The sequence below is a fragment of the Afipia massiliensis genome (assembly GCF_001006325.2).
Taxonomy (GTDB): domain Bacteria; phylum Pseudomonadota; class Alphaproteobacteria; order Rhizobiales; family Xanthobacteraceae; genus Afipia; species Afipia massiliensis_A.
In genome coordinates this window covers 1,544,679-1,567,855 of sequence record NZ_LBIA02000001.1, presented here as the reverse complement: position 1 = coordinate 1,567,855, position 23,177 = coordinate 1,544,679, and the positions used below count along the sequence as shown (strand labels likewise).

Annotated in this window: 23 protein-coding genes and 1 tRNA gene; 7 read left to right on the top strand and 17 right to left on the bottom strand. The window is 62.1% G+C overall.

The window, feature by feature from the left end:
• Positions 1–9: 9 nt before the first annotated feature.
• From YH63_RS07405 to YH63_RS07375, 7 genes are all read right to left on the bottom strand, one after another.
• Positions 10–738: an outer membrane lipoprotein carrier protein LolA gene (locus YH63_RS07405; protein WP_433995112.1), complete on the bottom strand. Its 729-nt coding sequence runs from the start codon at positions 736–738 to the stop codon at positions 10–12.
• Positions 739–939: 201 nt separating this feature from the next.
• Positions 940–3,402, bottom strand: a complete 2,463-nt coding sequence (locus YH63_RS07400; protein ID WP_046828157.1) for a DNA translocase FtsK — start codon at positions 3,400–3,402, stop codon at positions 940–942.
• 4 nt (positions 3,403–3,406) lie between these two features.
• Entirely contained in the window at positions 3,407–4,648 is a 1,242-nt protein-coding gene (locus tag YH63_RS07395) for an aminotransferase class I/II-fold pyridoxal phosphate-dependent enzyme (RefSeq protein ID WP_046828158.1), read from the bottom strand.
• A gap of 260 nt (positions 4,649–4,908) precedes the next feature.
• A complete protein-coding gene (locus YH63_RS07390) occupies positions 4,909–6,351 on the bottom strand; it encodes an ammonium transporter (RefSeq protein WP_046829689.1) in 1,443 nt (480 codons plus the stop codon).
• A gap of 37 nt (positions 6,352–6,388) precedes the next feature.
• Entirely contained in the window at positions 6,389–6,727 is a 339-nt protein-coding gene (locus YH63_RS07385) for a P-II family nitrogen regulator (RefSeq protein ID WP_002713927.1), read from the bottom strand.
• A 328-nt stretch (positions 6,728–7,055) separates the two neighbouring features.
• A complete protein-coding gene (locus YH63_RS07380) occupies positions 7,056–8,360 on the bottom strand; it encodes an ammonium transporter (RefSeq protein WP_046828159.1) in 1,305 nt (434 codons plus the stop codon).
• Positions 8,361–8,532: 172 nt separating this feature from the next.
• Entirely contained in the window at positions 8,533–8,871 is a 339-nt protein-coding gene (locus YH63_RS07375; protein ID WP_046828160.1) for a P-II family nitrogen regulator, read from the bottom strand.
• Positions 8,872–9,122: 251 nt separating this feature from the next.
• Between YH63_RS07375 and YH63_RS07370 the strand changes: the two genes are divergently transcribed.
• On the top strand, positions 9,123–10,001 hold the full coding sequence (locus YH63_RS07370; RefSeq protein WP_046828161.1) for a DUF4339 domain-containing protein: 879 nt from the start codon (positions 9,123–9,125) through the stop codon (positions 9,999–10,001).
• Between the two features lie 37 nt (positions 10,002–10,038).
• Here the strand turns inward: YH63_RS07370 and tesB are convergent, their stop codons facing one another.
• Positions 10,039–10,914: an acyl-CoA thioesterase II gene (tesB, locus tag YH63_RS07365; RefSeq protein ID WP_046828162.1), complete on the bottom strand. Its 876-nt coding sequence runs from the start codon at positions 10,912–10,914 to the stop codon at positions 10,039–10,041.
• A gap of 174 nt (positions 10,915–11,088) precedes the next feature.
• Here tesB and YH63_RS07360 point away from each other — a divergent pair, with 174 nt between their 5' ends.
• Positions 11,089–12,309, top strand: a complete 1,221-nt coding sequence (locus YH63_RS07360; protein WP_046828163.1) for a ubiquinone biosynthesis hydroxylase — start codon at positions 11,089–11,091, stop codon at positions 12,307–12,309.
• Between the two features lie 42 nt (positions 12,310–12,351).
• Here YH63_RS07360 and YH63_RS07355 read toward each other — a convergent pair whose 3' ends face one another.
• The 3 genes from YH63_RS07355 to YH63_RS07345 all read right to left on the bottom strand — a co-directional run bounded on the left by YH63_RS07355 (position 12,352) and on the right by YH63_RS07345 (position 13,665).
• Positions 12,352–12,747, bottom strand: coding sequence for a nuclear transport factor 2 family protein (locus YH63_RS07355; RefSeq protein ID WP_046828164.1), 396 nt, complete (start codon positions 12,745–12,747; stop codon positions 12,352–12,354).
• 66 nt (positions 12,748–12,813) lie between these two features.
• Positions 12,814–13,014: a Trm112 family protein gene (locus YH63_RS07350; protein ID WP_046828165.1), complete on the bottom strand. Its 201-nt coding sequence runs from the start codon at positions 13,012–13,014 to the stop codon at positions 12,814–12,816.
• A 90-nt stretch (positions 13,015–13,104) separates the two neighbouring features.
• Positions 13,105–13,665 carry a TetR/AcrR family transcriptional regulator gene (locus tag YH63_RS07345; protein WP_046828166.1) on the bottom strand — a complete coding sequence of 187 codons (561 nt, stop codon included), beginning with the start codon at positions 13,663–13,665 and terminating at the stop codon, positions 13,105–13,107.
• A gap of 101 nt (positions 13,666–13,766) precedes the next feature.
• Between YH63_RS07345 and YH63_RS07340 the strand changes: the two genes are divergently transcribed.
• Complete coding sequence (locus YH63_RS07340; RefSeq protein ID WP_046828167.1) at positions 13,767–14,129, top strand: hypothetical protein; 363 nt, start codon at positions 13,767–13,769, stop codon at positions 14,127–14,129.
• Between the two features lie 15 nt (positions 14,130–14,144).
• On the opposite strand, the gene YH63_RS07335 is transcribed toward YH63_RS07340, so the two are convergent.
• Together YH63_RS07335 and trxA are read right to left on the bottom strand one after the other, a co-directional pair.
• Positions 14,145–14,819 (bottom strand): LON peptidase substrate-binding domain-containing protein, encoded by a 675-nt coding sequence (locus YH63_RS07335; protein ID WP_046828168.1) that lies wholly within the window; start codon positions 14,817–14,819, stop codon positions 14,145–14,147.
• 42 nt (positions 14,820–14,861) lie between these two features.
• On the bottom strand, positions 14,862–15,782 hold the full coding sequence (gene trxA, locus YH63_RS07330) for a thioredoxin (RefSeq protein ID WP_046828169.1): 921 nt from the start codon (positions 15,780–15,782) through the stop codon (positions 14,862–14,864).
• A 365-nt stretch (positions 15,783–16,147) separates the two neighbouring features.
• Here trxA and YH63_RS07325 point away from each other — a divergent pair.
• A tRNA-Gly gene (locus YH63_RS07325) sits at positions 16,148–16,222 on the top strand.
• Between the two features lie 234 nt (positions 16,223–16,456).
• Entirely contained in the window at positions 16,457–17,512 is a 1,056-nt protein-coding gene (locus tag YH63_RS07320; protein ID WP_083992610.1) for an alpha/beta hydrolase, read from the top strand.
• A gap of 66 nt (positions 17,513–17,578) precedes the next feature.
• Here YH63_RS07320 and panE read toward each other — a convergent pair whose 3' ends face one another.
• The 3 genes from panE to YH63_RS07305 all read right to left on the bottom strand — a co-directional run bounded on the left by panE (position 17,579) and on the right by YH63_RS07305 (position 20,710).
• Entirely contained in the window at positions 17,579–18,508 is a 930-nt protein-coding gene (gene panE, locus YH63_RS07315) for a 2-dehydropantoate 2-reductase (RefSeq protein ID WP_046829691.1), read from the bottom strand.
• A 170-nt stretch (positions 18,509–18,678) separates the two neighbouring features.
• Positions 18,679–19,416, bottom strand: a complete 738-nt coding sequence (locus tag YH63_RS07310; protein ID WP_046828170.1) for an SDR family oxidoreductase — start codon at positions 19,414–19,416, stop codon at positions 18,679–18,681.
• 82 nt (positions 19,417–19,498) lie between these two features.
• On the bottom strand, positions 19,499–20,710 hold the full coding sequence (locus YH63_RS07305; RefSeq protein WP_046828171.1) for an ABC transporter substrate-binding protein: 1,212 nt from the start codon (positions 20,708–20,710) through the stop codon (positions 19,499–19,501).
• A gap of 246 nt (positions 20,711–20,956) precedes the next feature.
• On the opposite strand from YH63_RS07305, the gene YH63_RS07300 reads away from it, so the two are divergent.
• Together YH63_RS07300 and YH63_RS07295 are read left to right on the top strand one after the other, a co-directional pair.
• Complete coding sequence (locus YH63_RS07300; protein WP_046828172.1) at positions 20,957–21,454, top strand: winged helix-turn-helix transcriptional regulator; 498 nt, start codon at positions 20,957–20,959, stop codon at positions 21,452–21,454.
• Between the two features lie 108 nt (positions 21,455–21,562).
• Positions 21,563–22,228, top strand: a complete 666-nt coding sequence (locus tag YH63_RS07295) for a glutathione S-transferase family protein (RefSeq protein WP_046828173.1) — start codon at positions 21,563–21,565, stop codon at positions 22,226–22,228.
• Between the two features lie 15 nt (positions 22,229–22,243).
• Here the strand turns inward: YH63_RS07295 and YH63_RS07290 are convergent, their stop codons facing one another.
• Positions 22,244–23,134 (bottom strand): SDR family oxidoreductase, encoded by an 891-nt coding sequence (locus YH63_RS07290; protein WP_046828174.1) that lies wholly within the window; start codon positions 23,132–23,134, stop codon positions 22,244–22,246.
• Between the last annotated feature and the right edge of the window lie 43 nt (positions 23,135–23,177).

Below are 23,177 nucleotides of genomic sequence, written 5' to 3'. Positions count from 1 at the left end.
CCGGCTGCGCTAGTTCTGGTTGGACTGGTAGTTGGTGTAGTCGATCCTGAACATGCCGGGATCGAGCTTCTTGGTGGTGTCGAGGTTATAGACCGCCACGGTGGTGTCGTAGCCCTGCGGATCGGTCACGGTCCACTGCTTGAGCTGATTGTCCTTGGCGCCGATCATCAGCATCAGCCTGCTGGTACCGACCAGCGGCTGCTTTTCCTCGATGGTCACGCTGATGAACATGTCGTCCGAGGCGACGCCCACAACATTGGTGTCGCGCATCAGGTCGATGCGGTCGGACAGAAGATAGCGCAATGGCGTCTGCGACAATGGATAGACATCCTGGGTCGCGAGCCTGCGGTCGCGCACGATCACGGACGATCCATCCGCAACAAGCGCGATCGGCGACGGATCGTCATACTCGAAACGGATCTTGCCGGGCTTCTGGATGTAGAAATCCCCGGTGGAGCGTTTGCCGTCCGGGCCGACCTGAACGAAGTTGCCGGAGACGTTCTGTAGCGTCGACATGTAAGCGCTGACCTTGCTGGCGAGCGCCTTCTGATTGGCGTCGAACGTCGGTGTGTTGCCGCCGAACAGGTTGCGCAGGTCAGGAATGATCGGTGTCGGCGGGGTGGCGGCCGACGGGCCCGGAATCACCGGTGACGGCAGCGCCTGCTTGGGGACATCCGCGCGGGGCTTCGGCGCAGGCTTTGGAACGGGAACGGCCTGAGCCGAGGCCGTCGACATCATGAGCGCTGCGGCGAAGGCCGTCGCCACTGCGGCGGCGGGCCATTTCATGGCGAGAAAACCACGCGTGGGGAGCGGGTTGCGGCAGAACGGCTGATTGCGATGGAATTTTCTCAACGGTCCGTCCTGTAGGGATGCCTTGTGATCTTCCGCTGGGGCCTAGCCCCAAGCTATGGCGATTTCGCGGCTGCGAACAGCGTGGTTTTAGCCAAATCGTTCATCTTCCTCGGCCACCAGAATCTCGCGTTTGCCGGCGTGGTTGGGCTGTCCAACGATGCCTTCCAGTTCCATCCGCTCCATCAAGGTGGCGGCGCGATTATAGCCGATCTGAAGCCGGCGCTGGATGTAGCTGGTCGAGGCCTTGCGGTCGCGCTTCACAATCGCCACCGCCTGCGAGAACAGATCGCCTTCGCCGCCATTGGCGCCCATGCTGGTGCCGTCGAACACAGCGTTGCCGTCTTCGTCGGTTTCCTCTTCCGCTGTGACCGCTTCGAGATATTCCGGCTGACCCTGCGACTTGAGGTGACGGACGATCTTTTCGACTTCCTCGTCCGACACGAACGGGCCGTGGACGCGACTGATGCGTCCGCCGCCGGCCATGTACAGCATATCGCCCTGGCCGAGCAGCTGTTCGGCGCCCATCTCGCCCAGGATGGTGCGGCTGTCGATCTTCGACGTCACCTGGAAGGAGATGCGGGTCGGGAAGTTCGCCTTGATGGTGCCGGTGATGACATCGACCGACGGACGCTGCGTGGCGAGGATCACATGAAGGCCGGCGGCGCGCGCCATCTGCGCGAGACGCTGCACCGCGCCTTCGATGTCCTTGCCGGCGACCATCATCAGGTCGGCCATTTCGTCCACGATAATGACGATGAAGGGCAACGGCTCCAGCTCGAGCTTCTCTTCCTCGTAGATCGCCTTGCCGGATTCCTTGTCGAAGCCGGTGTGAACGGTGCGGGTCAGTTCTTCGCCCTTGGCCTTGGCTTCGGCAACGCGGGCATTGTAGCCGTCGATGTTGCGCACGCCGAGCTTCGACATGTTCTTGTAGCGCTGCTCCATCTCGCGCACGGCCCATTTCAGCGCGACGACGGCCTTCTTCGGATCGGTGACAACCGGCGTCAGCAGATGCGGGATGCCGTCATAGACCGACAGTTCGAGCATCTTCGGATCGACCATGATCAGGCGGCACTGATCCGGCCGCAGGCGATACACCAGCGACAGAATCATGGTGTTGATGGCGACCGATTTGCCGGAGCCGGTGGTGCCCGCGATGAGCAAGTGAGGCATGCGGGCGAGGTCGACGATGGTCGAGACGCCGCCGATGGTCTTGCCGAGGCACAGCGGCAGCTTGGCCGACGACTCGTTGCCTTCCTTGGCGACCAGCAATTCGCGCAGATAAACCTTCTCGCGATGCTGGTTCGGCAGTTCGATGCCGATGGCGTTGCGGCCGGGAACGACGGCGACACGCGCCGACACTGCGCTCATCGAGCGGGCGATGTCGTCGGCAAGACCGATCACGCGCGACGATTTGATGCCGGGCGCCGGTTCGAGTTCGTACAACGTGACGACGGGGCCCGGATGCGCATTGGTGATTTCGCCGCGCACGCCGAAATCCTGCAGCACGCCTTCCAGCGCGCGCGAATTGGCTTCCAGTTCGTCCTTGCTCAGGGGCTGGCGATCCGTTGATTTCGGCGCGGCCAGTACGGAGATCGGCGGCAGCACGAAGGTGCCCTTGCGTTTTGACGCCTTTGGCTCGGCGCGCTTGCGCGAACGGGCGGCGGGCTCTTCGTCTTCTTCTTCCTCCTCCTCGTCCTCTTCTTCCTGTTCCTCTTCGTATTCGTCTTGCGGCACCAGCGACGGAGCGCGGCGCTCGCCGCCAAGATTCGGCTCCATGCGCTCGAACGACGACCGCGTGCGGTGGGAGTCCGTCCGTCCGACCATCATTGCGAAAAGCGCCGAGGCCATGCGGACAACGCGTGCCTTCGCGCTCATGACGGCATGGACAAGCCATCCCAGCGAAATCGAGCGGCGGTCGTCCTCTTCGAAATCGTCCTCGTCGTCGATCATCGGCGGCCGGGTGCGTTCGGCGATCTTCTCCTTTGCGCCCGCGCCGCAGGCGAAGACGAAACTTCCGATCATTGCGGCGAACAGGATGACACCCAGCACGGTGCGATAGATCACGCCCGGCGGGCCGAACACGACCGCTGGAAAGCGCACCAGCGCATCGCCGATGACGCCACCAAGCCCGGTCGGCAGCGGCCATGCGCCGCTGCGTGGCAGGCAGCTGGCAAATCCCGCGGCAATCACCGCGCACAGAATCCAGCAGGCGATCCGCAATGCCTCACGGTCGAAGAGGCGATGGGTCATCAGCCGCCAGCCCCACACCGCGACCGGCAGGATCAGCATGATCGCGCCGAGGCCGAAGATCTGCATCAGCAGGTCGGAGCCGATAGCGCCGGGCCGACCCATCAGGTTGCGGATGGTTCCGGACGTGGCGTGGCTGAGGCTGGGATCCTGTACCGACCACGTCATGAGGGCGGCGGCAACGACGCACGACAGGGCAATGACGCCGAGGCCGGTGAGTTCGCGCAGGCGGCGCCCCAGCATTTCGCGCAGCGGGTCCGAGATCTGGCCGACGATGGGGATGACGCGTTCGATCGCTGGCATAGTTCTAGCCCCGAGCTTCATTCAAGACGTCGACCATACGGTGTAACGCCTCAGCCGTTGTTTCGCTGTCCTGCTGCACCATGGCGACCCGGATGTACCCGGCGCCGGGGTTGCTGCCATCGGCCTGCGGCCGGGCCAGGTAACTTCCCGGGATGACGCGCACGCCGCCTTCCCTGAAAAGCTTCACGGTCGCGGCTTCGTCGCCGCCATGGGCGGAGACATCGAGCCAGATGCAGAATCCGCCGGCGGGCCGCCGATAATCGAACCGGTTGCCGAGAATCTGGTCCGCGAGATCAAACTTGATCCGGTAGAGCCTGCGATTTTCATCGACATGGGCTTCATCGCCGTAAGCGGCGACGGCGACATGCTGCAACGGCACCGGCACCTGAGGGGCGGCGACGTTGCGCAGCTCATGAAAGCGCGCGAGAAATTTGCTGTCGCCGGCGACGAAGCCGACGCGCATGCCCGGCAGGTTCGAGCGCTTCGACAGCGACTGGAACGCAACCACATTGGCGAAATCATTTCCGGCGGCGGCCAGCATGCTGCCCGGTGCTTCACCCGTGTAGATTTCGGAATAGCATTCGTCGCTGAGTACGATGAAGCCGTGACGGTCGGCGAGCTGTTTCACGCGATCGAAGTAAGTGCGCGATGCGACCGCGCCCTGCGGATTGGCCGGTGATGCAAGATAGAACGCAACGGTGCGGTCGAGAGTCTCGGCGCTCAGCGAATCCAGATCGGGCAGGAAGCCGTTGTCACGGGTGGTCGGCAGGAACACCGCCTCGCATCCGGCCGCGCGCGCACCGGCCGCGTAGGCCGGATAGAACGGATTGGGCATCAGGATCGCGGGCGCGCCCTTGCGTGGGCTGACGTAACGGGCCGCGGCGATCGCTGCAAAAAACAGCCCTTCGCGGCTGCCGTTGAGCACCAGAATCTCGGTCTCCGGATCGACAGCCTTGGGAAGATCGAAGCGCCTGGTGGCCCAGGCGGCGGCGGCCTGCCGGAACGGCTCGGTGCCCTTTGCAGCGGGGTAGCGGCCGAACTCGTTGATGTGTTTGGCCAGCACCGGGCCGACAAAGCCCGGCACCGGATGCTGCGGTTCACCAATCGACATGTTTATCAATGGCTTACCCGGCTCGAAGGGACTCAGCAGATCGGTCAGCCGGGCAAAGGGGGAGCGCTCGCTGACCTGAGCGCCATCTTGGGCGCCGGCAGCAGCCGCCGAGCGGGAAGAAGCGGTTATGGCCATTCGAGAAACGCCAGCACTTTAGGTCCGTCGATCCCTCAGGATTGATCCCAGGGATCGCGCAGGATTGGATCACATCACCATAGGTGGGGCGAGGTTAAGGCGCGATTAACCATCGCTGCGCGGGCGGATTTTCGATGCGTTTAGCTGAGGTTGCGGACGGTGTTTTTGTTTTCTGGACGGCGCAAAAGTAAGGGCCCCAGCTTGCGCTGGGGCCCTTCGACGGACGGGGCATTGCCGGGTTTGTGCCCCACCCGTTGTCCTTACATATTGTACGCACGCTCCGTGTGGTCGGTGATGTCGAGGCCTTCGCGCTCCGCATCGACCGGAACACGCAGACCCACGATCACATCGACGACCTTGAACAGGATCGCCGAACCGATGCCCGAGAACAGCAGCGTGGTGCCGACGCCCCAGAACTGGGATGTCATCTGCGCCACGAGGTCGTACTCGCCGACCTTGCCGGCGACGTAGTCCATCACGCCGGTGCCGCCGAGGGCGGGGTTGACCAGGATGCCGGTGCCCAGAGCGCCGACGATGCCGCCGACGCAGTGGATGCCGAACACGTCGAGCGAGTCGTCATAGCCGAGCGCGTTCTTCACCACGGTGCAGAAGAACAGGCAGACGACGCCGACGATGAGGCCGAGCACGATCGCGCCCATCGGACCGGAGAAACCGGCCGCCGGTGTGACCGCAACGAGACCCGCGACTGCGCCGGACAATGCGCCGAGCAGCGAGGGGTGACCCTTGATCATCCATTCCGCGAACATCCACGACAGAGCCGCCGCTGCGGTTGCAACGAAGGTGTTGGTCATGGCGAGCGCAGCGCCGCCCGAGGCTTCGAGGTTCGATCCGGCGTTGAAGCCGAACCAGCCCACCCAGAGAAGCGCAGCGCCGATCATGGTCATGGTCAGCGAGTGCGGAGCCATCAGCTCCTTGCCGTAGCCGGTGCGCTTGCCGATCAGCAGAGCACCGACGAGACCCGCGATGCCGGCGTTGATGTGCACAACCGTGCCGCCTGCGAAGTCGAGTGCGCCCTTCTTGAAGATGAAGCCGCCGTCAGCCATCACCTCGTCGAGTTTCGCCTGTGCCGCAGTCTTTGCTGCACCGTCAGCCGCTGCCGCAAGTGCCTTGGCTGCATCGGTGATTGCATCCGGACCGGCCCAGTACCAAACCATGTGCGCCATCGGGAAGTAGATGAGCGTCACCCAGAGAGGGACGAACAGCGCGACCGCCGCGAACTTCGTGCGTTCCGCAAAAGCGCCGACGATGAGCGCCGGGGTGATCGCAGCGAAGGTGAGCTGGAAGCAGAAATACACCAGTTCGGAAATGTTGACATCGACGCTAAAGGTCGCCGCCGCAGATTCCAGAGTGATGCCGGACATGAAGGCTTTCGAGAAGCCGCCGATGTAATCGGAGCCGCCGGTGAAGGCGAGGCTGTAGCCGTACACTGCCCAGATAATGGTGACGATGCAGACGGTGTAGAAAACCTGAGCCAGCACCGAGAGCATGTTCTTGGAGCGGACGAGGCCGCCGTAGAACAGCGCGAGGCCCGGAATGGTCATCAGCAGCACGAGAATCGCCGATGTCATGACCCAGGCGTTATCGCCCTTGTTGATGGTCGGCGCTGCGTAGGCCGCTGTCGTGGCGAAAAGGCCGACTGCGAGAGCTGCCAATCCCGCGCTGGTGGGACGCTTGAACGTCATTTGTTTGTACTCCTGATAAGATGTGGTTTGCGCGAAATCAAAGCGCCGCGTCATCGGCTTCGCCCGTGCGGATGCGCACCGCATGGTCGAGATTGATGACGAAGATTTTGCCGTCGCCGATCTGGCCGGTCTTTGCAGCGCCGGTGATCGCTTCGATGGTTTTGTCGACTTGGGACGAGGCGACAGCGACCTCGATCTTGATCTTGGGCAGGAAGCTCACGGCGTACTCAGCGCCGCGGTAGATTTCCGTATGGCCCTTCTGGCGGCCGTAGCCCTTCACTTCCGTCACCGTGAGACCGTGAACGCCGATGGCGGTCAGGGCATCGCGGACCTCTTCCAGCTTGAATGGCTTGATGATGGCCATAACAATTTTCATGGATTCTTCCCCGCTTGGGCCCGGTCGTACGGACCGGGCGATCTCGACTGAGGGTCACCGCGCGAAGACAGATCACTCCACGGGCACAGCCGGGTCCCATAGAATCAAATGCCGTGCCAACACCGCCAAAATCGCTAACGGTTTATGAATCCGGGGGTTTTCGGCCCCGAGGGGGGTGCTCTGGAAAGAGGCGATTTGGCCACGCCTAAAAGAGCGACAGGAATGCCAAAAACATAGGCAGGTCAGACTGTCGACACATTCGTGCTCACCGGAGCAGCAAAAGAGATCTGCGCCCCGCAGGGGCGGCAGATCTTGACCGATTGAGCGCTTACTGGAGAGCTTCGCCGTGCTGGGTGATGTCCAGCCCCTCGACCTCATGCTCGTGGGAGACCCGCAGACCCGCCAGCATGTCGACGACCTTGAGCAGGATGAAGGTCACCCCGCCGGTCCAGGCAAACACAACCGCGACGCCATAGGCCTGGGTCAGCAGCAATTTGGGATTGCCTTCGATCAATCCGGCGGTCCCGCCGATGGCGGCGGTGGCGAAAATCCCGGTCATCAGGGTGCCGAGCAACCCTCCGATACCGTGAATGCCGAACACGTCGAGGGTGTCGTCGTAATTGAAGCGATGCTTGAGGCTGGTGCAGGCCCAGAAACAAATCGCGCCGGCGATGACGCCGATCACGATGCCATGCCACGGCTCCACGAAGCCGGAGGCGGGCGTGATGGTGCCGAGACCGGCCACGGCTCCCGAGATCATGCCGAGGACCGACGGCTTGCGCCGCGTGATCCACTCGATCGCGCACCATGTCAGCGCACCGGCGCAGGCGGCCAGATGCGTTGTGAGGATCGCCATCACCGCGCGCGAGTTGGCCTGCAAGGCCGAGCCGCCGTTGAAGCCGAACCAGCCGACCCACAGCATTCCGGTGCCGATCACCGCAAGCGACAGATTGTAAGGCGACAGATTTTCCGTGCCGTAGCCGCGGCGACGGCCCATCACGACCGCGGCGACGAGGCCGGCGGTGCCGGCGCTGAGATGCACAACGAGGCCACCGGCAAAATCCAGCACGCCGGCTTGCGCCAGGAAGCCGCCGCCCCACACCCAGTGTGCCAGCGGGATGTACACGAACGTGAACCAGCCGATGCAGAACAGCACGTAGGATGAAAACCGCATCCGGTCCGCGACTGCTCCGGCGACCAGCGCGACGGTGATCACCGCGAAGGTCATCTGATAGATGATGAACAGCGCTTCGGGGATGGTCTTGGCGGCGGCGTTGACGCCGTCCATCGTCATGCCGGACAGCAGAAAACGCTCCAGCGTGCCGAGCCAGGCGCCGTCGCCGACGAACACCAGGCTGTAGCCGTAGATCACCCACAGAATTGAAATCAGCGCCACTGCCATCAGGCTTTGCGCCATCGTCGCCAGCACGTTCTTCTTGCGCACCATGCCGGCATAGAACAGCGCGAGACCCGGGATCGTCATCATCAGCACGAGCGCGGTCGCCGTGATCATCCACGCGGTGTCCGCGGCGTCGATCTTTGCAGGTTGAGCAAGGGCGGGTGTGACGGATGCAAGGCTGGTCAGCAGAAAAGCCGTCGCGAGGCGCGCGGCGGCATGCGGCAATCTCAACATGGATTTTCCCCCGGCTACGATAATCTCCGGCGTCTTGCATGCGCCGTTGCAGTCGCTTGGTGATGCTGTGCGAGAGTTTGGTTCAGTGAGTCTGAATCGAACGCTCGTTTAGTTCTTGTTTGAGCAGGGTTCCGAAACGTGAAAACCGGCTTTCGGAAATCAAGCTCGCAAATCAAAGTGCGTCGTTGTCGGTCTCGCCGGTTCGGATGCGGACGGCATTCTCGATGGGCGTGACGAAAACCTTGCCGTCGCCGATCTGCCCGGTGCGGGCTCCGGCGGTGATGACCTGGACGGCCTGGTCGGCGAGATCGCTCCCGACTGCGATTTCGATCCGCAGCTTGGGCAGGAAATTCACGATGTATTCGGCGCCACGATAAATTTCGGTGTGACCCTTCTGGCGGCCGAAACCCTTCACCTCGGTGACGGTCATGCCGTGAACCCCGATCGCGGTCAGGGCCAGGCGAACCTCTTCAAGTTTGAAGGGCTTGATGATGGCGGTGATAAGCTTCATGGTCGCTCTTCATCCTTAAATCAGTGCGGAAGCGTCAGGAGTCTTTACGCGCGCCTGCGGAAATCCGCTACCTTTTTGGGCAAAGGGGCAGAAAAATATGCAGGCTGGCTCGAAAACCGTTGCGGCAGCGCGGGGTCAGTTTGTAGCATCGGCACTCTCGGGGGCTGAGACCGATTGCGATTTGCTCTGATGCTGCAAGACAGTCTTGCGGCCGGTCCGGCACTCCATTTTCCGAAAGAAAAGGAATTATCATGCCGGGCCGATCTTGGTTTGTTGCCGCCGGGGATAAGCAGGAAGGCCCATACTCCGAGGACGAATTTCGCGACCTGATCACGCGAGGAAACATCCGGCCCGACACCTATGTGTGGGCCGATGGGATGCAGGACTGGCAATATGCCGGAGATATCCCGGGTCTGCTGTCACCCGGCCGCGCGCCGCCTTTGATTCCGCGGCCAGGCGCATCCGCACCGTCCGCCAACGGGGACCAGTCAGGCGGATCGCTTTCGATCGAGATCAGCATCTGGGAAATGCTCGGCCGCGCGCTGGTTTTCTTGATCGGATTCCTGCTGATCATTCCAGCGCCCTGGGTTGCGGCGAGTTTCTACGGCTGGATCATCTCGCGCATCCATGTGCCGCAACGCGGCTACCTTGGCTTCACCGGCAACCCCCTCGACATCTGGTACGTCTTCATCGGGCTGGCGCTGCTGACATATGTCGGCGGGGTCACTGACATTCCTTACCTGAGCTACCTTCTGTTTCCGCTTCAGGCGTATTTGTCGTGGCTCACGGTGCGGTGGGTTGTGGCGAACATCACGGCGGAGGGCCAGCCGCTTCAGCTCAGCTTCGACGGCAGCCCGTGGATCTATATCGGCTGGTATCTTTTGCTGGCGCTGTCGTTCATCACCATCATCGGCTGGGCGTGGGTTCTCACAGCCTGGATGCGATGGACGTGCAGCAACATCGCAGGCACCCGGCGCGCCATTTCGTTCAACGCGACCGGACTGGAGACGCTGTGGCGAACGCTGGTCTTCTCCATCGGTTCGGTGTTGATTATTCCGATTCCGTGGGTGATGGGCTGGTACACCCGCTGGTACGTGTCGCAGTTTTCCGCATCGGAACGCTTGTCGTAAGCCGACGTCAGCGCGATCAGTCGTCTGAAGCCGCCGGCTACGCCTTCGGCTTTTCCTTGCGTTCCCGCACCGAGCCTTCCTGTGCGACGGACGCGACCAGCGTGCCATCCTGCTTGAAGATCATGCCGCGCGTCAGACCGCGGCCGCCCTGTGCGCTCGGTGAATCCTGCACGTAGAGCAGCCATTCATCGGCGCGGAACGGACGATGAAACCACATCGCATGATCGAGGCTCGCGGGCATCATGCGCTGATCGAACAAGGTGCGCCCGTAACGCGCCATTACCGCATCGAGCAGTGAGAAGTCCGATGCGTAAGCCAGCGCGCACATGTGCAGCGCCGGATCGTCCGGCAGTTTGGCGACGGTGCGAATCCAGACATGGATGCGGCCGTCGTCGATTTTCTGACCGAAGTAACGGCCAAGCTCGACAGGGCGCAGTTCGATCGGCCGGTCGGATTCGTAGTAGCGCCGGATGAAGTCCGGCATCTCCTTGAAGATTGGCTGCTTGGACACTTCTTCCGCAGTGAGCTTCTCCGGCGGCGGAACGTCCGGCATCTTGTCCTGATGGTTGAACGAGCCTTCTTCCTCGGCGTGGAACGACACCATGATCGAGAAGATCGCTTGGCCATGCTGGATCGCGGTGACGCGCCGCGTCGCGTAGCTCTTGCCGTCGCGCAGCCGCTCGACCTCGTAGATGATCGGAATCTGCGGATCGCCGGGAAGGATGAAATAGCAATGCAGCGAATGCGGCAGGCGGCCCTCGACGGTGCGGCACGCCGCCACCATCGCCTGACCGATCACCTGCCCGCCGAACACCCGCTGCCAGCGTGTTTTGGGGCTGGTGCCGCGGAACATGTTCACCTCTAACTGTTCGATATCGAGGATCGACAGCAGATCAATCAGGCTTTTCGACATTCACGATGTTCCGATCTTCGGTATGTCAGGGTCGAGGGGCGGTTTCCGGTCACCCGCAAACCCTGATAAACAGGCTCATCTTTCGGGCCCATTCACGGAGCATATTTCCCCCATGGCCGGGCCCGAGGCAAGAGCGGCCATGAAACGAAATGCACTTATGAAAGTTCGGGTCTTATGTCGTCACAGCGAAGCATCGTGATCGGAGGGGGCGCATTCGCCGGTCTGGGACTGGCGCTGGCGCTGCGACAGGGTCTCGGCCCTGAAATTCCCATCGTCGTTGCCGATCCCGCCTTTGCGGTGAAGCCGAGCCGCGATCCGCGCGCGTCGGCAATCGTCGCGGCCTGCCGCCGGTTGTTTGAGGTGGTCGGTGTCTGGGATCAGGTGGCCGACAGCGCCCAGCCGATCCTCGACATGGTGGTGACCGACTCGCGGCTTGAGGACGTGACGCGCCCTATCTTTCTGACCTTCGGCGGCGAGGTCGAGCCCGGCGAGCCGTTCGCGCACATGGTCGAGAACCGTCACCTGATCAACGCGCTGGTGACGCGCGCGGAATCCGAAGGCATCGAACTCAACGCGGTTGCGGTCTCTGCCTATGAATCGAATCCCGAAGGCACACGCGTTACGCTGAGCGACGGTCGCGCGATCGATGCGAGTCTGCTGGTGGCGGCCGACGGCGCACGCTCGAAGCTGCGTGAGCGCGCCGGCATTGCGACCCACGGCTGGGACTACGATCAGTCCGGCATCGTCGTCACCGTCGGTCACGAGCGCGATCATCAGGGCCGTGCCGAAGAGCATTTTCTGCCTGCGGGTCCGTTCGCGATCCTGCCGCTCAAGAACAGCCGGTCATCGCTGGTGTGGACTGAGAGCCGCCGCGAAGCCGCGCGGATCATCGAGCTGCCCGACACTGAGTTTCAGAGCGAACTGGAGACACGGTTCGGGCTTCACCTCGGCGACGTGAAAGCGCTCGACAAGCCGCGCGCGTTTCCGCTCGGCTATTTCGTTGCGCGGTCGTTCATCGCGGAACGTCTGGCTCTGGTCGGCGACGCCGCGCATGTGATTCATCCCATTGCGGGGCAGGGGCTCAACATGGGTCTGAAGGATGCGGCGGCGCTGGCGGAAGTGATCGTCGATGCTGCGCGGCTCGGCATCGATCCCGGGCAGGCCGATGTGCTGGAGCGCTACCAGCGCTGGCGGCGGTTCGACACCGTGGCGATGGGCGTCGCGACCAATTCGCTGAACATGCTGTTCTCGAACAAGTCGACGCTGCTGCGCACGGTGCGCGACATCGGTCTGGGATTGGTCGATCGCATGCCGCCGCTGAAAAGCGCGTTCATTCGTCAGGCAGCAGGTTTGTCCGGCGAAGTGCCGCGGCTGCTGCGCGGCGAGGCGCTTTAAAGACGCTGTTGCGGATCGGTCGGCGAACTCCGCCTGACAAGATCAGGCGGAAAGCTTCGCCAGTTGTTCGCCCATCAGGCGATGCAGCAGGTTGATCGCCTTGAGCGGCCGGACCATCACCTTGAAATGCGTGATCTGGCGCCCGTCATCGCTGAAGGTGATGATGTCGACGCCATTGATCTTGATGCCCTCGACCTCGTTCTCGAATTCCAGCACCGCGCCGTTGTCGCTGCGCCATTCGCCGAGATATTTGAAGCCGGGGCCGCCAAGCACTGTTCCCGCGCTGGCCAGATACTTGAATGTGATCTCGCGTCCGCGCTGCGGCGTGTGGACGACGGGACTTTCGAACACGGCGTCAGGATGCAGCAACTCCCACAACGCCTTCTCATCATGAGATTTGATAAAGTCGTGCCAGCGGTCGAGGGCGAAGGGTCGCATCGGGCTCTCCGGTGTTTGTGTCCGGCGTCGAGGCGTCGCGCCAGTAGGGTGAATGGCGATCAGGTCTTAATCGATCCGCCGCGCCTCCTCCGGCAGCATGATCGGGATGCCGTCGCGGATCGGATAGGCGAGCTTGGCGGAGCGAGAGATCAACTCCTGCCGCGCGCTGTCGAACTCCAGAGGACCCTTGGTCTGCGGGCACACCAGAATTTCCAGCAGTTTCGGATCGACACCGATTTCGGGTCGTTCGTTCGGCGAGGTCGTCATAGGTCAGCTCCACAGTCTTGGCTTGGCTCTTTGTATCACACCCGCGGCGGTCCGGATCAACTGACCGCGCGGTTTCGTTGTCGTAGCCCGTTACGCCGGGGCGTTGGCGATCCTGATCAATTCAGCGAGAATCTCCTCTTGCCGTGGCTTTGGCAAAGACTTGTCGGAGAGCGTGAAGCCAAGAAAAGTCCAGTAGAGAATCTGGGCGCGCGCCTGCGCCACGGCGGGGGAATATCCCTGCGCCACAAACAGGCTCTCCATGTAGGACAGCCTCCGCTTGTCGATGGCCTGCACTGCCGCGCGAGCCGACGGATCGACCGTGGCCCAGGTGCGCACCGCAACGTCCACTGTGAGCCTGCTGCCGCCGAACGCCCGGCGCAGCAGTACATTCATAGGAATTTCCCCCTCCGGCGAGCGTTCGAGACTGGCGATGATCTGCTCGGTCGTGACCTCCCGCCAGCGCTTCAGCAGGGCGGCATGGAACGCGCCGACATCCGCGAAATGCCAATAGAAGCTGCCGCGTGAGACGCCCATGGCCTTGGCCAGCGGCTCGGCCTTCAACGCCGTGAACCCGCTTTCGGTCAGCGTTTTCAGGCCCTGATCGAGCCAGTCGGCGGCGGATAGCTGGTCGGGTTTCGCGCTGTTCTTCACCGATGAACTCCTCCGTCAATGACACCATACACAACTGTATTGACAGGCGCCAGCGCCGGGCGCATAAACCATACAGCACTGTATGGTTGGGAGAAACGCCGATGCGCGATCTGTTGCTGCAAGTCTCGGGAGCTCTCGCAATTGTCGTGGCGTTGATCCACGGCACGCTGGGCGAAACAAGAATATTCGCGCAGGGCAATAGCAGAATCACCATCGAACCCGCGCACGTGCGGACCTTGCTGCGCCTCGTCTGGCAGACCGGCACGGTGGCGTGGATCGGCGGAGGAGTTCTGTTGCTGACGGCGCCGTTGATGGGCTCTGACACGGCGCGTCATTGGATCGTTGTCACAATGGCCGTGGTGTTTGCCTTCGCAGCCGCTGCCAACGCCTGGGCCAAGCGCGGCCGTCATTTTGGGTGGATGCTGCTGAGCGTGGTGGTCGTGCTGGCGATCGCCGGATACTAACCCGGACGTCATTCGTTACTGCAGCGGCGGATCGCCGGATGTCTGCTTCTTGGCGAGATCCATCTCGGTGACGGCGATCAGGATTTCCGCGCGGGTCTTGAGGTTCGGCGCTTCCAGCAGCGCCTGCTTTTCCGCCGGGCCATAGGGCGACATCATCGCGAGTGCATTGACCAGCGCCTCATTGGGGGCGCTTTCGATGCCGTCCCAATCCACCTTGAGCTGGTTGGCTTTGAGAAACTGCGTCAGCGCTTCCAGCAGCGCCTTGCGATCGACTTCTTCCTCGCCCTTGCGCGCGATGAAATCGTCAAGGAACGCGCTGAAGTCCACCTGGCACTGGCGGTACGGCGTCAGCACCGTCTTCTCCTCGAGAATCCTGAAGCGCGCAACGCCGGTCAGTTCGAGGATGTAGCGGCCATCGCCGGATTCGGCGAGCTGGGTAATGCGGCCGACGCAGCCGACCTTGAACAGGGCCGGCCGTTCGTTGCTTTGGGAATGGGTCACGTCGGGCTGGATCATTCCGATCAGGCGGTGTCCGTCGCGAAATGCGTCGTCCACCATCTGAAGATAGCGCGGCTCGAAAATATTGAGCGGCATCTGACCGCGCGGCAGCAGCAACGCTCCGGGCAACGGAAACACCGGAATGACTTTCGGCAGATCGGCGGGCCCACGGTATTCAGCGTTGATCGGCATCCGCTTTCCTCAGCTCAGGCGTAAGAAGCTCGGTCAGGAGCTTCAGGAGAAAAGGATCGTCGACAGACGTTTGCGGCCGTCCACGGTCGCATCGTCGTCCGGTCCCCACGCCTCGAAAAACTGCACGAGCTTCTTGCGCGCGCCGTCGTCGTCCCATTTACGGTCGCGCTTGACGATGTCCAGCAGATGACCGGCCGCCTCGGCGCGTTTACCGCTGGCGTTGAGCGCGACGGCAAGATCGAAGCGCGCCTGATGGTCAAGCGGGTTGGCGGCGACCTTCTGCTCCAGTTCGGTCACCGGGCCAACGGCCTTCGCCTGTTCCGCGAGATCGAGCATGGTTTGCACAGCGGAAATTGCGGCATCGCTGCGCTTGGACTCCGGCACCATCGCCAGCGTCTGCTTGGCCTGCTCCAGCGCGCCGGCGGAGACATAGCATCGCGCAAGCCCGGCGAGCGCGGCGAGATTGGTGGCATCGACGCCGAGCACCTCGGCATAGATCGACGCGGCGGTTGCCGGATCGCCCGCCGCCATCGCGGCTTCGGCTTCATTCAAAATCAGGGCGACATCGTCTTCCGGCGCGGGCATGCCAGCGGTCAGCTTGTCGATGAAGGCGGTAACCTGGCTTTCGGGTACCGCGCCCATGAAGCCGTCGGCCGGCTGGCCGTTGACGAAGGCGATGACGGCGGGAATCGACTGGATGCCCATCTGTCCCGGAATGGCGGGATGCTCGTCGATGTTCATCTTGACCAGCTTGACCTTGCCCTTCGCTGCTCGGACGGCTTTCTCGATGACCGGCGTGAGCTGCTTGCAGGGGCCGCACCACGGCGCCCAGAAGTCGATCAGCACCGGCTGGCGCTTCGATTCCTCGATAACGTCCTTCACGAAGGTTTGGGTCGTGGTGTCCTTGATCAGGTCCGGCGGCGTCGCTGCCGCGGGTCCGGTGCCTTGCTCGACTATCGTCACGTGATCCTCGCCTGCCGCGTTATTTGGTGGAGTTGAGCCGCTTCTAGCATGGCTTGGGCCTTTTCCGGCAGCTTCGATCCGCCGCAGGAAAAATGGCCGATATGCAAGAAGGCGCGATTTTCGTGCGACCTCGGGTGGCCGTCGGGGCGAAAATCGCGCAAAACCACAGATGGAGGTCTTTTGGGCGATTTTCAATCGGGTCAAGGACCGTCATGTGCGACAAAGGCCCATGAAAACATCGATTTGGCCCGAAACAGCCGGAACCGGGCCTGCAGATTAAAGGTTTCACCCTGTTGCATTGCATGGCCGCTTTTGGCATAGGTTTGCCCGGCGGCGCGCTTCGCGCCCCGCCAATTCTCTGTGATGCGGGTGTAGCTCAGGGGTAGAGCACGACCTTGCCAAGGTCGGGGTCGAGGGTTCGAATCCCTTCGCCCGCTCCAGAAATTCTTGGCCGATCAGCGATCTTCGGATCGTTTGTCGAATGACAAGCCGCCGCAAGGCGGCTTTGTCGTTTTTGCGCTGCATCGTTCGCGCGACATCCAAAGACCAGCCCCGACATTCGTGCGCCTACTCATCGCTATGGAATCTGCCTACCATCGCACCGCTCGGGCTGAGCGGACGAACTGCCTGGGGACGATCAAAAACTCAAACATAAAAGTCCGCGGGAGGATTCGATGACCAGCAAGTTTTCTTGGATCGCTTTGACGTGCCTTGCCGCCGGTGCACTTTTCACCGGTGTGAGCGCACAGGCAAAGGACGTCAGGCTCGAGACGTCGGACACCATGATTCCGACGGGCGATGCGGGCATCCAGCTGTTCGTGCGCAACAAGCATCCGGCGAACCAGAAGAAATTCGCGGCCGACAAGATCCTGCTTTACGTGCATGGCGCGACCTATCCCTCTGAGACCGCGTTCGATCTGCCCATTGAAGGCAAGTCGATGATGGATCTGATCGCTGCGCGCGGCTACGACGTCTATCTGGTGGATATTCGCGGCTATGGCCGCTCAAGCCGGCCGCCGGAAATGAGCCAGCCGCCGGGGGACAATAAGCCGATCGTCCAAACACGCGTTGCCGCGAAGGACTTCGGGACCACGGTGGATTACATCCTGAAAAAACGCGGCGTCTCCAAGATCAACGTGATGGGCTGGTCGTGGGGCACCTCGACCGTGGGTCTCTACACCAGCGAGAACAACGCCAAGGTCAATCGCCTTGTGCTCTACGCGCCGCAGTGGATTCGCACCGAACCGCCGCCGGCCACCTGGCCGAAACTTGGCGCGTATCGCCTTGTGTCGAAAGATTCGGCCAAGGAGCGTTGGCTGAAGGATGTGCCGGAGAACAAGAAGGCCGATCTCATTCCGCCCGGCGTGTTCGATGCATGGGCCAATGCGACCTGGGCCACCGACCCGGACTCGGCGACCAAGAATCCCGGCATGCTGCGGGCGCCGAACGGCGTGGTGGAGGATACCCAGCTTTACTGGGGTGCCGGCAAGGCGCTGTTCGATCCCGGTAAGATCACGGTACCGACGATTGTTCTGCATGCCGAATGGGATGCCGACCTGCCGAGCTATCTCGCGCAGAATTACGTCAAGCAACTGAAGAATGCGCCCTACTGGCGGTTTATCGAAATCAGTGAAGGTACCCACACGGTGATGATGGAAAAGAACCGCATGCAGTTCTTCCGCGAACTGATGAATTTCCTCGACGAGGAAAAGCCGCTCGCGTTGAAATGATCGCAATAAAAAAGGCCGGGTCTGACCCGGCCTTTTTGATGCATGGATACTTTCGAGGCGACCGCCTTACGCAAGTTGCGTTTCGTACGCTTTCAGATGCGTGTAGACGATACGCAGTAGCGGCACGTTGAGTGCGCCTGCCTTGTTGGTTTCGGCGCGATGGATCAGGTCGCCGATGATCTGGTCCGCCTCGATCCGCGCATTGCTGCGGATATCGCGCAGCATCGATGCGGTGAGCGGCGATCCCGGCGTGAACAGCAGGCCTGCCGTGCGCTCCAGGAATTCCGGCCGCGGCGCATGACCGGCGGCTTCGGCGATTGAGGCGATCTCCGAGCGGAGCGCGCGAATGAACTGCTCGCCGCCGGGTGCGCCGGTGATGTGACCGGCGGGCGCGCGCATCAGCGATGTCGCTCCCGCCAGCGTGGCGAGAAACACCCACTTCTCGTACATCTCCTGCATGATGACGTCGCTGGCGCGGGCGTCGAACATCGCGCCCTGCAGTGCCGCCTCGATCCGCTTGGCGCGATCCCCCTCGGGCGCGCCGCGTTCGCCGAACGACATCGAATGCATCGGCGCGAGATGATGAATGACGCCTTCGGCGTCGAGCATCGAGGCGACCTGGCACTGTCCGCCCATCACGCGGTCGATGCCGAACTTCGCATCAAGCACCTCAAGATGCTTCATGCCGTTGAGGAACGGAATGATTGCGGTGTCCGGACCGACGGCGGCCGCGAACGACGTGATCGCGTCGTCGAGATCGTAGGCCTTGCAGCTCAAAATGATGACGTCGAACGGTGCGGTGATCTTGTCCGCCAGAAGGGTGGGCGGATTCTTCAGCGTGACGTCGCCAACCGGGCTTTTGATGATCAGGCCATTCTTCGCCAGCAGTTCAGCGCGCTTTGCGCGCACCAGAAACGTGACGTCGCGTCCCGCCTGCAGCAATCTGCCGCCGAAATATCCGCCGGTCGCGCCAGCGCCGATGACCAGAATGCGCATCATCAAATCCACTTCTTTCAGGGTTCCGGGGCAATCCCGAAAAACGTGAAGCGGTTTTCGGATCAGACGCGCCCGGGCGAGGGTGAGACGCGCGATCCTTGCTCAAACCATGGTGCGGGCGCAAGGCAAGGTTGAACCGTTGTTGCGCCCGGCTGTTATGCGCGGCGCGACTACCACTTCTCGCCGAACGGGCGGATCTCAAGCTCGAACGTCCAGGCGCTGCGCGGCTGCTGGTAGAGCAGCCAGTAGGACTCCGCGACCGACGATGGCGGCATCAAGAGATCAGGATTATCGAGCGCATCGGGGCCATTGGCCTCGATACGCCGCTGACGCACCCATTCGGTATCGACTCCGGAATCGATGACCAGATGCGCGACGTGGATGTTCTTCGGCCCGAGTTCACGCGCGGTCGCCTGTGCCACGGCGCGCAGGCCGAACTTTGCGCTGGCGAAGGCCACATAACCGGACCCGCCGCGCAGGCTGGCGGTGGCGCCGGTGAAGAAGATGTTGCCCTTGCCGCGCGGCAGCATCAGGCGCGCCGCCTCGCGCCCGGCCAGGAAGCCGGAATAGCAGGCCATCTCCCAGACCTTGCGGAAGACACGCTCGGTGGTGTCGAGAATCGGGAAGTTGACGTTGGCGCCGATATTGAAAATGCACACTTCCAGCGGCGCATGCTTGTCGGCGTCGCCGAGGAAGGAAACGATCTCGTCTTCCTTGCGGGCATCGAGCGAGCGGCCGTGGATTTCGCCGCCCGCCGCCTCGATCTCCTTGACCAGCGGCGCGAGCTTGTCGCCGTTACGGCGGCCCGCGAACACCGTAAAGCCTTCGGAGGCGAATTTTTTTGCGATCTCGCCGCCGATATAGTCGCCGGCGCCGATCACTGCCACGGTCGCATTTCGTTTGGCCAAGGTCCGTCTCCTGTCAACAGAGGTGATTGCGGTTACCGGGAGCGCGGCAGACCTTTTGGGTCCGCCGCGTAAGGTTAGATTATCACTTCGCGTCGTCGTTAAGTAGTTGGCCGAAAAGATCCCAGGCCTTGCCATTCCATCGCTGGAGATGAAGCTGGGTGTACATCTTGTTGTTGGTAGGACCGGTATTGACGACGATACCGGGCAGCGACATCGGCAGCGCGAGCCCCTTGATGTTGCGGGTCTGCTTGAGGATGTTCTCGCGCGACAGATCGTCGCCGCATTGCTTCAGCATCGCCTCGAGTACGACGCCCTGATGCATGCCGGTGAAATAGTTGCTCTCGGCGAGATCCGCACCCGGCATATACTTCTCCATGAAGGACCGGTACTGCTTGACGCCCGCATCGTTCGCCCATTTCGGATCGTCCACATCCTTGCGGTAGGTCGCGGTCACGACGCCTGTCGAAATATCGAGTCCTGCCGGCGTCAGTACCGACGCGATCGAACTTGCAATGAGGTTGGTGATGAGCAGCGGCTTCCAGCCGGATTCATGGGTTTTGCGGATCGCCTGCGCCGCGAATTTCGGCGTGCCGGCGAACAGCAGCACGGTTGCGCCGGTGCTCTTCAGGGACACGATCTGCGAATCGATGGTGGGCTGGCTGACTTCATAGCTGCTGGTCACCACCTTGCTGTCGAAGGCTTCCTTCAATTCGGACTTGAAGCCTGCGATGAAGTCCTTACCCAGGTCATCGTTCTGATAAAGAATCGCGATTTTGGCGTTGGGCATTTCCTTGGCGAGATAACGCGCATAGGCGCGCGACTCGGTGTCGTAACTCGGCAGCCCGGTGGTGATCATCGGGTACTCGTTGTAGTCGGTGAACCGCGTGGCGCCGGTCACGATGAAGGCCTGCGGAACCTTCTTTGCGGCGAGATATTTCGATATGGCGAGATTGCTTGGCGTGCCGAGCGTCGAGAACACGAAGGCGACTTCATCGGATTCGACCAGCTTGCGGGTATGTTCGACCGCTTTCGGCGGGCTGTAGGAGTCGTCCAGCGCGATCAGGTTGATCTTGCGGCCGTTTACGCCGCCCTTGTCGTTGATGAGATTGACGTAGGCGATCAGCGATTTGCCGACAGCGCCCAGCGCAGACGCCGGGCCGCTAAAGGGAAACACCGCTCCGACCTTGATCTCGGTCGCCGTCACGCCCGGCGCGTCGCCTGCCGCTGCCGGCGCGGACACTCCGGCGAGCAACAAAGCTGCCACGGTGGCCTTGAGTGCTGTTTTCCTCAGCATCGTTCTCTCCCATTTACTGATTGGTTTTGCGTCACCGGCCCGCGTGGCGCCCGGTGTTCTCGTCTCGACCAGTATAGTTCTAATATAGAACTGTCAACGATGGTCAGGGCAAGCGACATCTGCCGCGCTGCACAATACATGGCTTCACGCTTAGGTCGTCCCGAGGTATAGTGGATACCAAATCGGAATTGATGACGGTCATTGACCCGGGCGCATCGCCCGAAGATGACGGCACGGAGATGCGATATGAAATGGGAGACTCTCGACGAAGAGGCCTGTTCGGTGGCGCGCACGGTGTCGGTGATCGGCGACCGCTGGACACTGCTCATCCTGCGCGATTGCTTTCGCCGGATCCGGCGGTTCGATGAATTTCAGTCGCGCCTCGGCATTACGCGGCATTTGCTGGCCGAACGTCTCAAGAAACTTGTGCGTCAGGGCGTGCTGCGCCGGGTCGCCTATCAGGAACGCCCGAAGCGTTACGAATACATTCTGACCCAGAAGGGTCTCGATTTGCATCCGATCATGATGTCGATCGTCCACTGGGGGGACGTGCACATGGCGGACGAGCGCGGCCGGCCTGTGCTTCACCAGCACAAGACCTGCGGCCACCATTTCGATCCGGTGATGACCTGTTCGGTGTGCCACGAGCCATTGGCCGCCAAGCAAGTCCACGTGCACCCGGGTCCGGGCGCGGACCGGTCAAAGCTCGTGCTGCCGTCGCTCGAACAGCAGGCTCTCGACTGATTTCAGCAGGCGGAATAGGCGCGGCCTCAGGCCGTGCCGCCTCTCGACTTTTGACGGCGCGGCTGGCACCAGTGAGATGTCCATCGACGTCGCACAGGAGCGGTCGCCATGCTCACAGTTCATCATCTCAACAATTCCCGCTCGCAGCGCGTACTCTGGCTGCTGGAAGAACTCGGGGTGCCCTATGAAATCGTGCGCTATCAGCGGCAGCCGTCGATGCTGGCGCCGAAAGAACTGCGCGCGATCCATCCGCTGGGCAAGTCGCCGGTCATCACCGACAACGGCAACACCATCGCGGAATCCGGCGCCATCGTTGAGTACATCATCGACACCTACGGCAACGGCCGCCTGATCCCGCCGCCGAAAACGCCGGAGCGGCTGCGCTACACCTACTGGCTGCATTATGCCGAAGGCTCGGCGATGCCGTTGCTGGTTCAGAAGCTGCTGTTCACGCTGGCGCCGAAGCGTGCGCCGGCGCTGTTGCGGCCGCTGCTCATGCCGGTGTTCGGCAAGATGCTGACGACACTGGTGAACCCGCAGCTCAAGCAGCACATCTCGTACTGGGAAGGCGAGCTCAACAAGAGCGAATGGTTCGCGGGCAACGATCTCACCGCCGCCGACATCCAGATGAGTTTTCCTTTGGAAGCCGCGTCGGCCCGCGCAGGCCTTGATGAAAGCTACCCCAAAGCCTGGGCCTTCCTGCAGCGGATCCACGCGCGCCCGGCGTATCAGCGTGCGCTGGAAAAGGGCGGGCCGTATCAGGTCGGTCGCTAAGACGAATTCTGACTGCTAGTGCTGCATGGCGCCCAGTGAAGGCATCGCCATCACCTTGACGCCCGGCGGCGGCACGTCGTCGTCCGGAACGAAAAAATCCGACAGCAACGGCACCGACGGATCGACGCGATAAGGCTCGAAATCGTGGACGCCGGCATCGAACAGGACCTTGTCGTCGATGCAGAACTGTCCGGTGAACTCGCGCGAGGGTTTGTTGAAAATCACATGCGCGGCGTCGGCCAGAATCTCCGGCTTTCGGCTGGCACGGACCACGGCCTCGCCGCCCAGCAAGTTACCGACGGCAGCGGTAGCGATCGGCGTGCGCGGCCACAGCGCGTTCACCGCCACGCCTGCGCGGCGCAGTTCACCCGAGAGGCCGAGCACGCACATGCTCATGCCGAACTTCGCCATCGTGTAGGCCGTCGAATGCTCGAACCATTTCGCCTTCATGTCGAGCGGCGGAGACAGCATCAAGATGTGCGGATTCGCCGCCTTCGTCAGGTGCGGGATGCAGTATTTCGACACCATGAAAGTGCCGCGCGTATTGATGCCCATCATCAGGTCGAAGCGTTTCATTTCGGTTCGCTGGGAGTCCGTCAGGCTGATGGCGCTGGCATTGTTGATGCAGATATCGATGCCGCCGAATTCCGCGACGGTCATTTCGACGGCTGAGAGCACTTGTGCTTCGTCACGGATGTCGCAGATCAGCGGCAGCGCCTTGCCGCCAGCCGCCTTGATCGCCTCCGCGGCAGTATAGATCGTGCCTTCGAGTTTCGGCTGTGGCGTGGTGGTTTTCGCGGCGATGGCGATGTTGGCTCCGTCGCGCGCAGCCCGCAGTGCGATCGCAAGTCCGATGCCGCGGCTGCCGCCGGTAATGAACAGCGTCTTGCCCTTAAGCGTTGTCATGGTGCCTTCTCCTCGCTGGATTGCTGCCGGCCGGCTTCGGACC